Origin of the sequence: Nocardioides sp. NPDC004968, assembly GCF_040608935.1 — a bacterium.
Taxonomy (GTDB): Bacteria; Actinomycetota; Actinomycetes; order Propionibacteriales; family Nocardioidaceae; genus Nocardioides.
Map to the genome: position 1 here is coordinate 16,805 of NZ_JBEXJF010000002.1, position 14,248 is coordinate 31,052.

General features: G+C 70.9%; 14 protein-coding genes. 5 read left to right on the forward strand and 9 right to left on the reverse strand.

What is annotated here, in order from left to right; translation table 11 throughout:
* Positions 1-64: 64 nt before the first annotated feature.
* The 5 genes from yidC to ABZU72_RS02605 are packed head-to-tail and all read right to left on the reverse strand — an operon-like array spanning position 65 to position 3,654.
* Positions 65-877 carry a membrane protein insertase YidC gene (gene yidC / locus ABZU72_RS02585; protein WP_355017351.1) on the reverse strand — a complete coding sequence of 271 codons (813 nt, stop codon included), beginning with the start codon at positions 875-877 and terminating at the stop codon, positions 65-67.
* A gap of 57 nt (positions 878-934) precedes the next feature.
* A complete protein-coding gene (locus tag ABZU72_RS02590) occupies positions 935-1,222 on the reverse strand; it encodes a hypothetical protein (RefSeq protein WP_355017352.1) in 288 nt (95 codons plus the stop codon).
* Positions 1,223-1,257: 35 nt separating this feature from the next.
* The gene (locus ABZU72_RS02595) at positions 1,258-1,827 is read right to left on the reverse strand and encodes a GNAT family N-acetyltransferase (RefSeq protein ID WP_355017353.1); all 570 of its coding nucleotides are present in this window, start codon (positions 1,825-1,827) and stop codon (positions 1,258-1,260) included.
* Between the two features lie 16 nt (positions 1,828-1,843).
* Positions 1,844-2,914 carry a nitronate monooxygenase gene (locus tag ABZU72_RS02600; RefSeq protein ID WP_355017354.1) on the reverse strand — a complete coding sequence of 357 codons (1,071 nt, stop codon included), beginning with the start codon at positions 2,912-2,914 and terminating at the stop codon, positions 1,844-1,846.
* Positions 2,911-3,654 carry an enoyl-CoA hydratase family protein gene (locus ABZU72_RS02605; RefSeq protein ID WP_355017355.1) on the reverse strand — a complete coding sequence of 248 codons (744 nt, stop codon included), beginning with the start codon at positions 3,652-3,654 and terminating at the stop codon, positions 2,911-2,913. The genes ABZU72_RS02600 and ABZU72_RS02605 overlap by 4 nt, the downstream gene beginning before the upstream one ends.
* Before the next feature lie 81 nt (positions 3,655-3,735).
* On the opposite strand from ABZU72_RS02605, the gene ABZU72_RS02610 reads away from it, so the two are divergent.
* On the forward strand, positions 3,736-4,617 hold the full coding sequence (locus ABZU72_RS02610) for an SDR family oxidoreductase (RefSeq protein ID WP_355017356.1): 882 nt from the start codon (positions 3,736-3,738) through the stop codon (positions 4,615-4,617).
* 43 nt (positions 4,618-4,660) lie between these two features.
* Here ABZU72_RS02610 and bla read toward each other — a convergent pair whose 3' ends face one another.
* On the reverse strand, positions 4,661-5,539 hold the full coding sequence (gene bla / locus ABZU72_RS02615) for a class A beta-lactamase (protein ID WP_355017357.1): 879 nt from the start codon (positions 5,537-5,539) through the stop codon (positions 4,661-4,663).
* 81 nt (positions 5,540-5,620) lie between these two features.
* Between bla and ABZU72_RS02620 the strand changes: the two genes are divergently transcribed.
* The 3 genes from ABZU72_RS02620 to ABZU72_RS02630 are packed head-to-tail and all read left to right on the forward strand — an operon-like array spanning position 5,621 to position 8,789.
* Positions 5,621-6,517 (forward strand): LysR family transcriptional regulator, encoded by an 897-nt coding sequence (locus ABZU72_RS02620; protein ID WP_355017358.1) that lies wholly within the window; start codon positions 5,621-5,623, stop codon positions 6,515-6,517.
* Positions 6,514-7,440 (forward strand): serine hydrolase, encoded by a 927-nt coding sequence (locus ABZU72_RS02625; protein ID WP_355017359.1) that lies wholly within the window; start codon positions 6,514-6,516, stop codon positions 7,438-7,440. Before ABZU72_RS02620 ends, ABZU72_RS02625 begins: the two co-directional genes overlap by 4 nt.
* Before the next feature lie 50 nt (positions 7,441-7,490).
* Positions 7,491-8,789, forward strand: coding sequence for an MFS transporter (locus ABZU72_RS02630; protein ID WP_355017360.1), 1,299 nt, complete (start codon positions 7,491-7,493; stop codon positions 8,787-8,789).
* 11 nt (positions 8,790-8,800) lie between these two features.
* Here the strand turns inward: ABZU72_RS02630 and ABZU72_RS02635 are convergent, their stop codons facing one another.
* Together ABZU72_RS02635 and ABZU72_RS02640 are read right to left on the reverse strand one after the other, a co-directional pair.
* A complete protein-coding gene (locus ABZU72_RS02635; RefSeq protein ID WP_355017361.1) occupies positions 8,801-10,846 on the reverse strand; it encodes an acyltransferase family protein in 2,046 nt (681 codons plus the stop codon).
* Between the two features lie 45 nt (positions 10,847-10,891).
* Positions 10,892-12,199 carry a D-arabinono-1,4-lactone oxidase gene (locus ABZU72_RS02640; RefSeq protein ID WP_355017362.1) on the reverse strand — a complete coding sequence of 436 codons (1,308 nt, stop codon included), beginning with the start codon at positions 12,197-12,199 and terminating at the stop codon, positions 10,892-10,894.
* Positions 12,200-12,409: 210 nt separating this feature from the next.
* Between ABZU72_RS02640 and ABZU72_RS02645 the strand changes: the two genes are divergently transcribed.
* On the forward strand, positions 12,410-13,618 hold the full coding sequence (locus ABZU72_RS02645) for an amino acid deaminase/aldolase (protein ID WP_355017363.1): 1,209 nt from the start codon (positions 12,410-12,412) through the stop codon (positions 13,616-13,618).
* A 9-nt stretch (positions 13,619-13,627) separates the two neighbouring features.
* Here ABZU72_RS02645 and ABZU72_RS02650 read toward each other — a convergent pair whose 3' ends face one another.
* A complete protein-coding gene (locus tag ABZU72_RS02650; protein ID WP_355017364.1) occupies positions 13,628-14,233 on the reverse strand; it encodes a TetR/AcrR family transcriptional regulator in 606 nt (201 codons plus the stop codon).
* Positions 14,234-14,248: the final 15 nt, after the last annotated feature.

Genomic DNA, 14,248 nt, shown 5'->3' on the forward strand with positions numbered 1-14,248 from the left:
AGGTTGTGAAGCTGAGAGTGACCTATAGGTCACTCTCAGCTTCACAACTCCCGGGCCAGCCGGGTCAGGCAGGCTGCAGCTTGAGCGTTCGGCGCTCGGCGGCGGGGGAGCCGGGGGTGGGGAACCAGCGGTGGATGACCGCGGCCTGGCCGGCGGTCCACAGGCCGCTGATGACCCAGTAGACCAGCAGGGCGAGGGGGACGCTGCTGCCGGCGAGGAGCATGCCGGCGGCTGAGATGACGGGCATGAGCTCCTGCATCCGCACCATCGACTCGGGCAGGTCGGCGCGCACCATGTTGGGTAGGACCCACAGCCGCTGGCTGAGGTAGCTGACCGCGGCGGCGGTCGCGGCGAGGCCGAGGGTGATCACCAGGTGGGTCGTGTCGCCGGAGAGGTAGCCGTGGCCGGTGAGCGGCGTGCCCAGGAAGGTCGCCGCGCCGAGGGAGCTGACCAGCGAGTCGTTCATCGCGCCGACTGCGTTGTTCCGGCTGACGTCGGAGAGCAGGTGATAGAGCGCCAGGAAGATCGGCAGCTGGGCGAAAGCGGCGAGCATGGCGAAGCGGGGTACGCCGTGCTCCTCGTTGATCTTGCGCCGCTCCTCCATCATCGCCATCACATCGGCCTGGCTCGGGCTCTTGGACGAGTTCTTCTTGGCGTACTTCTTGGTCAGCGCCTGCAGTTGCGGGCGGGCCCTGGCGGCGGCGTGGGAGTGGCGTACGCCGCGGATCGTGAGCGGCAGGAGGGCGAGTCGGACCAGCACCACGACGGCGGCGATGGCCAGCAGCCAGCTGACGTTGGGGCCGACGAAGGAGAGAACGTGGTGGGCGCCGGCGAGGACGGCGGCGAGGGCGTGCGACAACGGGGCGAGAACAGACATGGGTGTGCTCCTGAGGTGAGTGAGTAGGACTGACGGGCTCGCCGGGGTCGGCGAGTGTCAGGCCTGCTCAGGAGCGCGCGGACGGCGCGGGGAGCACACCGGGTCGGTGACCCGGGCAGCAAGATGGTGAGGTCCGTCGGATACGTCCGGAGGGACCGTCGAACGCGCCCTGACCAGCGCGAACGCGCTGACGTTATGGAGCGCTCCGACCGCGACGGCTGCGAGCGCGGTCGAGACGGCGATGGTGAGCAGCGCCTGCTCGGGATCGACGCTCATCAGCGCCGGGAGCATCAACGTGAAAAGTGCGACGAGCGCGATGCGTACGCGGCTCGTCTCGTTCTTCACGACTCACACTCTACCGATCGAGGTCAACCAAGCCCTCATCTCAGGTCGCGCCGCATCAGCACCCGCGGGTGACCGGCGAGGACCGAGGTGGTGTCGGCGGCCCAGGTGAAGCCCGCGGCTTCGAAGTTCTTGCGGATCCCGGCGTACGCCATCGTCAGGTCGACCTTCGCGCCCTGGTTGTCGAGTGGATAGGCCTCGACGGCCGGGGCACCACGGTCGCGCGCGAAGTCGACGGCCCCCTCGATGAGCGTGTGCGAGATGCCCTTGCCGCGGTGGCCCGGGCGGACCCGGATGCACCACAGCGCCCAGACCGGGAGGTCGTCGACGTGCGGGATCTTGCGATTGCGGGCGAAGGTGGTGTCCGCGCGGGGTGCGACCGCGGCCCACCCGACGGGGTCGTCGCCGTCGTAGGCGAGCACGCCCAGCGGCCCCTCCTCGAGCAGAGTGCGGACATATTCGCCGCGCTCCGGGCCGTGCATCTCGTTGTTGAGCTTCGACGGGATCCGGTAGCTCAGGCACCAGCACACGCTGGCGTCGGGACGCTTGGGTCCGACGAGAGTGCGTACGTCCTCGAACACCGTCGCCGGGCGAACCTCGATGGCCATGGGTCCACCCTGAGCCTCAGACTCGGGTCGCGTCCAGGTGTTTGAGGCGGTCGGTGGCCTGCGCGACGATGCGGTCGACCAGCTCCTCGCAGGTGGGGAGGTCGTCGAGGAGGCCGACGACCTGGCCGCTGGAGAGCATCCCGGCGTTCGTGTCGCCCTCGACGAGGCCGGCGCGGAGCAGCATCGGGGTGTTGGCGGCGAGTACGACCTCGGCCCAGGTGCGGTCGCCGCCGTGGACCATGCTTCGGCCGTCCTTGATGAGGGTGCGCCAGGGGAGGCCGGACATGTCCTTGAACTGCCGGGTGCGCTTGAGCGTGCGCAGCAGCTTCGCGGTGAGGCCCTCCTTCTCGAGGGTGTCGATGAACTCGGTGCGAAGCAGGCGATGCGGCATGCCGTCGGCCTTCGTGGTCACGACGGTGCCGTCGAGGCCGAAGCTCAGGTAGCGCTTCCGTACGTCCTCCGGGACGGCCGAGTCGGCGGTGAGCAGGAAGCGCGTGCCCATGCCGATGCCGGCGGCGCCGTAGGCCATGGCCGCGGCGAGTCCGCGGCCGTCGAAGAAGCCGCCCGCGGCGACGACCGGGATGTCGACGGCGTCCAGGACGCTCGGGAGGAGCAGGGTGGTCGGCACCGCGCCGGTGTGGCCGCCGCCCTCCCCGCCCTGGATCATCACCATGTCGGCGCCCCAGCCCGCCACCTTCTTGGCGTGCTTGGCCGCGCCGATCGAGGGCATCACGACGATGTCGTGCTCCTTGAGCTTGCTGATGAGCTCGGGTTTGGGGGCCAGCGCGAAGCTGGCGACCTTGACGCCGTGGTCGATCAGGAGCCGGCAGCGGTCGGGGGCGTCCGAGGCGTCGGCGCGCAGGTTCACGCCGAACGGCTTGTCGGTGCGGCCCTTGACCTCGACGATCGCCTTCTCCAGCTCGTCGAGGGTCATCGTGGCCGAGGCCAGGATGCCGAGCGCGCCCGCGTTGGCGGTGGCGGAGACGAGGCGCGGGCCGGCGACCCAGCCCATGCCGGTCTGCACGATCGGGTGGTCGACCCCGGTCAGCTCGGTCAGCGGCGTACGGAATGTCTGTGCGGTGCTCATCGTCCGTCCTTCACGAAGGCGTCGCGGCGCTCGTCGGCCACGCCGGCGAGGTTGAGCTCGTAGGTGAAGCCCTGCTCGAAGCGGTAGGAGGCGTTCACGTCGACCGGGTCGATGCCGTTGAGCGCGGCCTTGGCCGCGCGGATGACCCGCGGGTCCTTGGCCGCGATCTGTCGCGCGACCTCGAGGGCGGCCTCGTCGAGCTCCTCACGGGGAACGACCTGGTGGACCGATCCGAGCTCGTGGAGGCGCTGGGCGGTGATGGTCTGGGCGGTGAAATAGAGCGTACGCAGCATGTGCTGGGGCACGAGCCGGCTCAGATGGGTGGCGGCGCCGAGGGCGCCGCGGTCGACCTCGGGTACGCCGAAGAAGGCGTCGTCGCTGGCCACGATCGTGTCCGCGTTGCCGACCAGTCCGACGCCTCCGCCGAGGCAGAATCCGTTGACCGCGGCGATGACCGGGACCGGGCACTCGTAGATCGCCTTGAACGCCGCGTAGCAGCCGCGGTTGGCGCCGAGGATGCCCTCGAACCCCTCGATCTGCTGCATCTCCTTGATGTCGACGCCGGCGTTGAAACCCTTGCCCTCGGCGCGCAGGATCACGACTCGCGCGTTGTTGTCGGCGGCGGTCGTGACGGCGTCGGCGACCTCGAACCAGCCCTTCACCGGCAGCGCGTTGACCGGAGGGTGGTTCATCGTCACGACGGCGATCTGCTCGTCGGTGATCTCGGTGGAGATGCCCATGGTCCGTTCCTAACCTAGCGATTGCTTGGTACCCTAGCACTTGCTTGGTTTCTGAACGCAAGAATGGGAAGGGACGCCACCATGGCTCGACTGCTCGAAGGCCGGATCGCGATCGTCACCGGAGCGGGGCGAGGCATCGGCCGGGCGCACGCGCTCGAGCTCGCCCGTCACGGGGCGAAGGTGGTCGTCAACGACTTCGGCGTCTCGCTGGCGGGTGAGGGCACCGGTGAGTCGCCCGCTTCCCAGGTCGTCGACGAGATCGTCTCCGCAGGTGGGGAGGCGGTTGCCAACGCCGCCGATGTGGCCGACTTCGCGCAGGCCGAGGCGATGGTGCGACAGGCCGTCGAGACGTACGGCGGTCTGGACATCCTCGTCAACAACGCCGGTTTCGTACGCGACCGGATGCTCGTCAACACCTCCGAGGAGGAGTGGGACGCGGTCATCCGGGTGCACCTGAAGGGTCACTTCGCGACGCTGCGGCACGCGGGTGCGTACTGGCGAGCGGAGTCCAAGGCGGGCCGGCAGCGGGATGCCCGGGTCATCAACACCTCCTCCGGCGCGGGGCTCCAGGGCTCGATCGGGCAGGGCACCTACTCCGCCGCCAAGGCCGGGATCGCCGGTCTCACCCTGGTCGCCGCCGCCGAGATGTCCCGCTACGGCGTGACCGTCAACGCCATCGCCCCGGTCGCCAAGACCCGGATGACCGAGGGCGCCTTCGACACCTCCGCCATGGCGCTGCCCGAGGACAACAGCCCCATCGTCGCCTGGCTCGCCTCCGGGGACGCCCGCGACATCTCCGGCCGGGTCATCGAGATCGACGGTCCCACGATCACCGTCGAGAACGGCTGGGCCCACGGCCCCTCCGCCGACGCCGGCACCCGCTGGGACGCCGCCGACGTCGGCCCTGCCCTTCGCAAGCTCCTCGCGCAGGCGCCTGTGCCGGAGGCGGTGTACGGGGCGTAGTCGCAGTGCAGGTTTCACCGGTTAACCGGGTATCCCAACCAACTCAGCCGAGCTCCCCACACACCGTCGCCGCAATGTCGGCGAGCGGGACGTCGAGCGGGGTGGCGGTGGGGTCGTCGGAGCGGGTGAGGGCGGCGATGACGATCGGGGCGCCGTCGGGGGTCCAGGTGACGCCGACGTCGTTCCGGGACGCGTAGTCACCACCGCCGGTCTTGTCGGCGAGCCGCCAGCCGGCCGGAACCCCGGCGCCGAACCTCGTGACGGTGGACTGGTTGGCCAGCATCCAGGTGGTCAGCTGGTCCCGGTCGGCGCGGTCGAGGGCGTCGCCGAGCACCAGCTTGGTGTAGGTCTGCGCGATCGCACGGGGTGAGGTGGTGTCGCGCGGGTCGCCCGGGATCGCGCTGTTGAGGTCGGGTTCCCAGCGGTCCAGCCGGGTCACGGTGTCGCCGAGCGATCGGGCGAACCTGGTGATGCCGGAGGGGCCACCGATGAGGTGGAGCAGCTCGTTGGCGGCGGTGTTGTCGGAGCGCGTCATCGTCGCCTCGGCGAGCTGCGCGACGGTCAGGCCGTTGCGCGTCGTGAGCGAGGTGACCGGTGAGTTGACGACGACGTCGGCCGCCTCCCAGGTCAGGCGCTGGTGGAGCGTACGCGCGGGATGATCGCGCAGGATCGAGGCCGCGAGCAGGGTCTTGAAGGTCGACAGCATCGGGAAGCGCTCGTCGGCACGGTGCTCGATGACGCGGCCGGTCCGCATGTTCTTGGCCCAGACGCCGAGGTGACGCTGGTGCTTCTGCTCGAGTGCGGCGATCGAGGGGCTGTCGGTGGCGTACGCCACGGAGCTGCTGACTCCGGTCGCGGCGACGGCGACCGCGGTGGCGGCTCCGCCCAGGATGGCGCGGCGGCTGAGGATCGGTGTGGTCATGCCGAGCATCGTGAGGCCGCCGCGGCGACGGCGTCCAAGGACGATCCGGCATGGACATATGCATCGCCGACATGGGACGAGGTGGGGCCGATCAGCCATCCTGTACGCGTGGACCTACTGCTTCACCTGCGCGGCTTCGCCGCCGTCGCGGACGAGATGAGCGTCTCCGAGGCGGCTCTCGAGCTCGGCGTCGACCAGCCGCTCCTCAGCCGTCGCCTGCGTGCTCTGGAGCGGGAGCTCGGGGTGGAGCTGCTCGACCGCACCCGCCGCCAGATCGCGCTCACCCCGGCCGGCACGGCGCTGCTGCCACGCGCCAGGCACCTGCTCGACCAGGCCGACCATCTGCTTCGGAGCATCCGCCGGCACGACCGGGAGAGCTTCGTGGTCGCCGTGCCGTCCGGCTGCGATCCCGCCCCGCTCGCGCGGTTGGTCGCGCTGCTGGAGGCGGAAGGAGTCGACGTACGCCTCGCGAGCGACAGCGACCACGACGAGACGCCGGAGTCGGCCGCCTGGACGGTCGAGGCGTGCGACCCAGACGCGGCCACCTGGCTCACCCAGCTGGGCGCGGCCACCGCTCCCGGGACCACCGAAGGGCCGGTGTCGCTGAGCTCGCTGCGACCACGCCGAGGCGGGGAACGTACGCAGGTCCTGGCCCTCCCGCGAGACCTGGACGATCCCGCCGGTCGGCTGCGACGGCTCGCGGACAGTGCCGGCATGGGACCGGCGACCCTGCGCCGAGCCCCGCATCAGCTCGCGGTGGCCGAGACCATGGCGGGGCGCGCGAGCCTGATCTGCGCACGGCACGAGGCGGTGACGTACGGACTGAGCTGGTCGCCCTTCGTCGACCAGGTGGCGCGCGGCCATCGCCTGGTCGAGCAGCCACCACCGCCCGGACCGCTGGCGACCGGCCCCGTGCGGGAGCAGGCGCTCGCGCTGCTCGGCGCGTGCGTCGGTGCACCTGAGAAAGGACGCGAATGAGCCCGCTCGTCGGCAGCGACCGGCGCCTGATCGACCTCGCCGAGGTGACCGCCGAGCGCTTCCGGGAGCTCCAGGTCCGGGTCGCGTTCCTCGCCCGCGACATCGACACCGGCCACGAGGTCGGGGTCGGCGTCGACCGGTCGATGCCGCTGGCGTCGGTGGCGAAGGTGCCGCTGGCGCTGGTGGTGGCGGACCGGATCGCCCGCGGCGAGCTCGACGGGGGCGAGATGGTGACGCTGACCGCGGCGGAGCGGAGCTACGGGCCGTACGGCATCTCGGCGTTCGCCCACGACGTGACCTGCTCGGTCGCCGACCTGATGCTGATGATGCTCGGTCTCAGCGACAACGCCGCCGCCGACGCGCTCTTCGACAAGGTCTCGCCGCGCGAGGTCGACGAGCAGCTCGCCGAGTGGGGCGTGGAGGGGCTGCGGGTGCGGCACCGGATGCAGCCGATGTACGACTACGCCACCCGCGTCGCCGGCCACGACTTCGCCCTCGCCACCCAGCTCGCGGTCGAGGGCCGCCGGCCGGGTGGCCGGCACGTCATCGACTCGCTCGACGTCGGACGCGCCACGATCGGCTCGCCGCGCGCCTGCGTCGACCTGCTCGAGCGCGTCTGGCGCGACGAGGTCGCCAAGCCCGAGGCGACCGAGCTGGTGCGTCAGCTGATGGGAAAGCAGGTCTTCACCCATCGGATCGCCGCCGACCTGCTCGCCGACGACATCCAGCTCGCCGGTAAGACCGGCGGGTTCCTCACCCTGCGCCACGAGATCGCCGTGGTCACCCACCCCGCCGGCCGCGTCGCCATCGCCGTACTCACCGACTCCGACCGCACCGCCCGGATCCAGAACGACGTCGATCTCGCCATCGCCGCCACCGCCCGCGACGCCGTCGAAGCCCTCGCCTCCCGCCACCCCGCCTGAGCCCAGAAAACCAGTCGGCAATCACCCGGTCGCGGTGGTGGAATTGGCCGGTGCCCGTGCCCGGTTTCATCAGCAACCTCATCCCGCCGACACCGTTGTCGCGGCGGTTGGCGACGCAGTCGCTGCTCTTCGCGGCGGGGGACGGGACGTTCAACACCGCGGCCGCGTTCTACCTCGTCGCGTTCGTCGGCCTGAGCCCGGCGCAGATCGGTGTCGGCCTGACGGTGGCGGGGATCGCGTCGTTCCTCACCGCCTACCCGATGGGCCGGCTGGCCGACTTCATCGGCCCGAAGCGGATCTGGGCGATCAGCGCGCTGATCAGCGCGTTGATGTTCGCGACGATGCCGTTCATCCACGGCTTCTGGGCCTACCTGGCGGTCATCGTCGTCTTCGAGGTGGTCAACAACGCGGGCGGCGCCGGCCGGAATGCGTACGTCCTCGATGTGCTGCCCGACAAGGAGCGGGTCGCGACCCAGGCGTTCATGTACTCCAGCCTCAACCTCGGCTTCACCATCGGCGCCCTGATCGCCGGCATCGCGCTCGCGCTGGACACCGACACGGTCCTCAAGTGGGGCGTGCCGTTCTTCGCGCTGGCCATCGGGATCGCCAACTCCGTCTGGATCACCCGGCTGCCGAGGGCGCCCCATGACGAGCGCCGCGCGGCTGGCGTGGTCACCGAGAAGCTGCCCGGCCCGGGCGCGCTGCGCAACGTCGGCTGGCTCCTGGTGACCACCTTCACCGGCACGCTGTGGTCCAACCAGGTGCTGCTGCACACGGTGATCCCGCTGTGGCTGGTCGAATACACCGACTCACCGCGCTGGCTGCTGGCCTGGCTCTTCGCGACCAACACGGTGCTGTGCATCGTCCTCCCGGCCTACACGTCCAAGGGCGTTCGCAACGTACGCGACGCGTTGCGCCGGGTGTGGTGGAGCAGCGCGTTCTTCGTCGCCGCGTGCGCGATCACGCTGGTCACTCACGACACCCGCGGGTTCCTCACCATCTTCCTGGTCTGGCTCGGCCACGTCGCCGTGACCGGCGCGGAGCTGGCCATCGGGTCCGCCTCGTGGGCCTTCCAGGCCGAGCTCATGGACCCCGAACGGCGGGGTGAGTACGAAGGCGTCGCCGGCATCGGTCGCCAGCTCGGCGGCGCGTGGGCCCCGGCCCTGTTCACCTTCCTCGCCATGGGCTGGCACCCCGACTTCTACAGCGGTGCCGGCTGGCTCGTGATCGGCGCCATCGTCATCGCCGCTGCCGCCGCCATGGGGCCCTCGACGAGGATGGCCGTACGTTTCAAGCAGACCCACTTCCCGCACGAGGACGAGCCCGAGCCGTCGCCGGCGGCCGCCTAGCCCGGCCGAGGTCAGCGCAGGATCGTCGCGATCCGGTCGCCGAGGTAGGGCGCGAGGGTGGCGGCGTAGAGCGGCGAGATGTGGAAGCCGTCCTGGTAGACCTGCAGGTTGCCGACGACGGGGGAGCAGGTGTCGGCCTCGCAGAAGTAGTCGGTGAGGTCGACACGATGGGCGTTCGGGGTCAGGCGAACCGCGCCGGCGCTGCCGTCGTCGCGTACGACCCGGTCCCGGTCGCGCTCACAGGTCGACCCCGCCGCGAGGCCGGCGTCATCGATGCACGGCTGGACCACGCGGGCGAACCGGGTGGTGCTGCCCTCGAAGATCGGGCTGTCCCGGATCGCGATGACCGGCACCGACGGGTCCGGCCGGCTCGCCCATGCCTCCGCGAGACCACGACTGAGCGCCTCACCGGGCGTCTCCTCGCCGACGGCCTCGACCGAGACCTGGCTGGAGTGGATGACGACGTACGCATCGATCCCCCGCTCCTCGGCGAGGTAGGTCGCGAGCCGCGACTTCCACTGCCGGCACAGCTCGACGGTGGCCCGGGGAGTGCCGACGCGATCGCGCGCGTTCCAGTGGCAGCCGGCGCGGCTGGCGACGTCGATGCGCCACCCGCGCCGCTCCGCGATCTCGCGGTAGGCGGGGACGAGCTGGTGGTTGTGCGAGTCGCCGATCGCGAGCAGCCGCCGCGTGTAGCCGCGAGCGGGCCCGAGCGTGCACACCTCGAACCGCACCGGCCGCTCCTTGTTGGACCAGCAGCCCGACCCGTCGGGCGCCTGGTAGCCGAGACTGCCGTCGAGCAGCCGGTCCGGGCCCTCGCAGCCGTCGGTCGCGGGGTCCATGGCGGCGGCGCCGATGCAGCCGGCGTACTTCTCCGCCGCGGCGACGGCGGCCGCCCTCGCCGCGGCGTCTTGGCGCGCGACAGCGGTGGCGCCGGCCATCGTCGTGCCCGCGACCAGCGCGAGCACGATCGGGATGGTCACGAGCCGTCCCATGCCCGCGAAAGACGGCCCGAAGCGGGTGATCGGCACCTCGACGAACCGGTGGGTGAGCCAGGCCAGGACCACCGACGCCGAGAGCACGAGCACCGCCGCGAGGAGCGTGGTCCGGGTCGCGTACGTCCAGCTCAGCCACGCCACCAGCAGCGGCCAGTGCCACAGATAGAGGGGGAAGGAGATGTCCGCGACGAACCGCAGCGGCCTCACCGAGAGGAGCCGCTGCGGTCCCCAACGGGCCGCAGACCCGGAGCCGATCACGACCAGAAGCGCTCCGCCGACCGGCCACAGCGCCCACGGCCCGGGGAAGAGCGCCGCGCCGTCGAGCACGAACCCCGAGCTCGCGACGAGCAGCAGCCCGGCCCAGGCGAGCACCGGGCGCACGGCCCCCGGCGGACGGAGACGGTCGAGTCCGAGCGCGAGCAGCGAGCCCGCGCCGAGTTCCCAGAAGCGGGCGCCGGTGTGGAAGTAGGCCACCTGCTGGTCGGCGATCCCGAGCCGCCACGCGAACACGAATGAGGCCACTGTCGCCACCGCCACGACGAGCGCCAGCATGAGCCGGAGCCGCGCCCGCGCGACCCGCCAGACCACCAGCACCACCACCGGCCAGACCAGCAGGAACTGTCCCTGCACGGCCAGCGACCAGAAGTGCTGCAGCGGGCTCGCGCTCGGCCCGGCGGCCCCGTAGGCGAGCTGCGACCGGATCATCTCCCAGTTCAGGACGTACGCCGCCGATGCAGCGATCTCCCGCAACGTCGAGCTCCACATCGACCGCGACATGACCGTCACCATCAGCACCGCCGTCCCGGCGAGCACGACCAGAGTGGGAGCCGAGAGCCGCAGGAACGTACGCCCGTAGTGGTCGGCCAGCCGCAGCTCGGACGACGCGACCCGGCGGACGAGCGACCTTGTCACCAGGAATCCGGTCAGCGCCAGGAAGACGTCGACGCCGCCGGATACCCGGCCGTTGCCGAAAAGGTGGAAGACCACCACGAGCGCCAGTGCCAGCCCCCGTAGTCCGTGGATCTCAGCGATGCGCGGCGGTCGGGGAGGCTGCGGCATCGGGTCACGCTAAGGGTCGCCGGTGACCCCAGGGAGAAGTGCAGGTTAAGAGCCGAGGATCTGCTCGAGGTGGGGGTTGCCGAATGTGCGGGACGGGTCGAGCTTGTCGCGCAGCGCGACGAAGTCGCCGAACCGCGGATAGCGTTCGCCCAGGTCAGCGGCGGTGAGCGTGTGCATCTTGCCCCAGTGCGGACGGCCGCCGGCCTCGCCGGCGATGCGCTCGAAGGTCGCGAAGTACTCCTCGCGCCATGGCGAGGACGGCGCCGTGTGGATGGCGATGTAGACGTTCTCGCGCTCGAACCCGGTGGACAGCGGGATGTCGTCGGCGCCGGCCACCCGGACCTCGACCGGGAAGGAGATGTTCCACGACGAGGCCTCGACCGCGCGCTCCAACTCGGCGAGGACCTCCATGCCGACGGCACGCGGGACGGCGTACTCGCTCTCCACGAAGCGCACCTTCCGCTGCGAGGTGAAGACGCGGTAGGAGATGTCCGTGAACTCCCGCGGCGAGAGGGCGGAGGCGGCGAAGCGGGCCAGCGGCTTCACCAGGCCAGGGACCCGAAGGCCAAGGCCGACGGTCGCGCCGAAGGCCTGGTTGGAGAGGAGCTCGTCGTCGAACCAGCCCCGGAGCCGGCCCACCGGCGCCAGCGGCGTCTCCGGCAGCGGCAGCCGGGTGTTGTGCTTGGTCAGGACCCGGCTCGTGTGCGGGAACCAGTAGAACTCGAAGTGGTCCGTACCGGAGGCGTGCTCGTCGAACGATGCCATCACCTCGGCGAGCTCGCCGTTGCCCTCGCGAGCGTTCAGGGCGAACAGAGGCTCGGTCTGCAGGGTGACCTCGACGATGATCCCGAGCGCGCCGAGCCCCACGCGGGCGAGGTCGAAGACCTCGGGATTCTCTTCAGCCGAGCAGGCGATCACCGAGCCGTCGGCGAGGAGCAGCCGCAGGCCGCGTACCTGGGTCGCCAGGCCGCCGAAACGCGCTCCCGTGCCGTGGGTGCCGGTCGAGATCGCCCCGGAGATCGACTGCTCCTCGATGTCACCGAGGTTGGTCATCGACAGGCCGAGCGCCTCGAGCGCGCGGTTGAGGACCTTGAGGCGAGTGCCGCCGCGTACCGTCACCAGGCCGGTCGTCGAGTCCGCTCGAACGATCCCTGAGAGACGATCCAGGCTGACCTGGACATCGACCGGCGATCCGATCGCGGTGAACGAGTGCCCCGCGCCGATCGGCTTGATCCTCCGCCCGGCCTCCGCTGCGGCCACGACCACCGCCGAGAGCTCTGCCTCGTCGCGAGGCGCCACGACCTCGACGGCGCCCGCGTGCTGGTTTCCTGCCCAGTTCTGCCACTCGCTCACGCCACCACCTCCGTAGCGCAAGCGCAAGAATACGGACGCGGTGGCGTGTTGGTTGTCTGGTTCACTCGCTGACGCTCGCTCACGCGGGAAAGGGTGTCGCCTCGGAGGCGTCCGGTCAACGGCTGCGCCGACATCGATCGGCCCGCGCGTTGGCACAGTTGGTCACCTCCCGTTGACGCGAGTGCCGCGCTGGGCATAGACACTTGCGTCGTGGTCACGACTTCCCACCATCTCTCCGCCCAGCAGCACGAACGGCTCGACCGGGCGACCGCCCGTCTCGACGGACCCGTCGGTGCGGTGGACCTCGCGGCGTTCGACGCCAACGCCGACGATCTAGTGCGCCGCGCCGCCGGCACCCCGATCCGAGTGGCCAGCAAGTCCGTACGCTGCCGGGCGCTGATCGACCGAGTGCTCGCCCGCGAGGGATACGAGGGGATCCTGGCCTTCACGCTGTTCGAGGCGCTGTGGCTGGCCGAGTCGCACTACGACGTCGTGGTCGGCTACCCGACCGCCGACCGGGCCGCGCTCGCCGCGCTCGCGAACGACGAGGAGAAGCTCGCCCGGGTCACCCTGATGGTCGACAGCGCCGAGGGGTTGTCGCTGGTCAAGGCCGCGATCGGCACCCCGGCCGCCCCCCTACGCGTGGCCATCGACCTCGACGCCGCGCTGGTCATTGCGCGCCGCATCTGGCTCGGCGCCCGCCGCTCCCCGGTCCGCACCCCCGAGGACGCCGTCGCGCTTGCCCGGATCGTCGCCGACGACCCCGACTTCCAGTTGGTCGGGCTGATGGCCTACGAGGGCCAGGTCGCCGGCACCGTCGACCGTCCGCTCGGCGGCAACCCGCCCCCGGCCCTCATCAGGAGGATGAAGAAGGCCTCCATCGCCGAGATCACCGAGCGCCGCGGGAAGATCGTCGCCGCCGTACGCTCCCTGACCGACCTCGAGTTCGTCAACGGCGGCGGCACAGGCTCGATCGAGTCCACCCACGCCGACCCCTCGGTGACCGAGATCGCGGCCGGTTCCGGGCTCTACGGGCCGACCCTCTTCGACCGCTACGACGGCTTCACGCCCCACCCCGCCGCCTACTTCGGGCTGAGCGTGGTCCGCCGTCCCGCGCCCGGCATCGTCACCGTCGCCGGTGGCGGCTGGATCGCCTCGGGCCCGCCCGGACTCGACCGCGTCCCCAGCCCGACCTACCCCTTCGGCCTGGAGTACGTCGGCACCGAAGGCGCCGGGGAGGTCCAGACACCGTTGCGTGGGCATGCCGCCGACGAGCTCGCGATCGGTGACAAGGTCTGGTTCCGGCACGCGAAGGCGGGCGAGGTCTGCGAGCGGCTCGACACGCTCCAGCTGATCGAAGGCGACTCGATCATCACCGTCGCGCCGACCTACCGGGGCGAGGGCCAGACCTTCCTGTGACCTGCTGGATCACTCGCCCAGCAGCTGGAACCAGCTCTCGGTGACCAGCTCGCACATGCGGTCGTGCTCGACACCCCACAACCCGTCTGCCCAGCGCTGGAACAGATAGTCGAGCTGGCCGACCGCCAGTGCGCCGCGCAGGCGCCGGCTGTCGGCGTCGAACCGGTCCGCCTTGTCCAGGCCCACGCTGACGTCCTCGATCGTCTCGTCCGTCCAGGCGTCGACGATGCGGGTGAGATCGGGATCGACGGCCTGGGCGGCCCGGGCGATCGTGACGATCGGACGCACCGCCGGCCATCGAGCCACGGCCTGCCGGATCCAGGCACCGAGCTGCTCGCGGGTGCCGGCCGCCACCGCGTCGGCCAGGCCGCCGAGCGAGCTGCCCTGTGGGGAGCGGAGCTGGACCAGCTCGTCCTCGAGGCGTTCGGCGATCAAGGCCTTGATGACGTCGGACTTCGAGGGGAAGTAGGCATAGAACGTCACCCGGGTGGTGCTTGCCGCCGAGGCGATCTCATCGATCGTCGTGGCCGCGTAGCCGCTCGCGACGAACCGGTCCATCGCCGCGTCCAGCAGGAGCTGGCGTGTCATCGCCCTCTGAGCTGCACGGTTGGCCATGGCGTCACGATAAGC

Bases quoted from the DNA above. Each gene is read 5' to 3' on its own strand.
- yidC (WP_355017351.1), bottom strand. From the start codon at position 877: ATGTCTGTTCTCGCCCCGTTGTCGCACGCCCTCGCCGCCGTCCTCGCC.
- ABZU72_RS02595 (WP_355017353.1), bottom strand. From the start codon at position 1,827: ATGGCCATCGAGGTTCGCCCGGCGACGGTGTTCGAGGACGTACGCACT.
- ABZU72_RS02600 (WP_355017354.1), bottom strand. From the start codon at position 2,914: ATGAGCACCGCACAGACATTCCGTACGCCGCTGACCGAGCTGACCGGG.
- ABZU72_RS02605 (WP_355017355.1), bottom strand. From the start codon at position 3,654: ATGGGCATCTCCACCGAGATCACCGACGAGCAGATCGCCGTCGTGACG.
- ABZU72_RS02610 (WP_355017356.1), top strand. From the start codon at position 3,736: ATGGCTCGACTGCTCGAAGGCCGGATCGCGATCGTCACCGGAGCGGGG.
- bla (WP_355017357.1), bottom strand. From the start codon at position 5,539: ATGACCACACCGATCCTCAGCCGCCGCGCCATCCTGGGCGGAGCCGCC.
- ABZU72_RS02625 (WP_355017359.1), top strand. From the start codon at position 6,514: ATGAGCCCGCTCGTCGGCAGCGACCGGCGCCTGATCGACCTCGCCGAG.
- ABZU72_RS02635 (WP_355017361.1), bottom strand. From the start codon at position 10,846: ATGCCGCAGCCTCCCCGACCGCCGCGCATCGCTGAGATCCACGGACTA.
- ABZU72_RS02650 (WP_355017364.1), bottom strand. From the start codon at position 14,233: ATGGCCAACCGTGCAGCTCAGAGGGCGATGACACGCCAGCTCCTGCTG.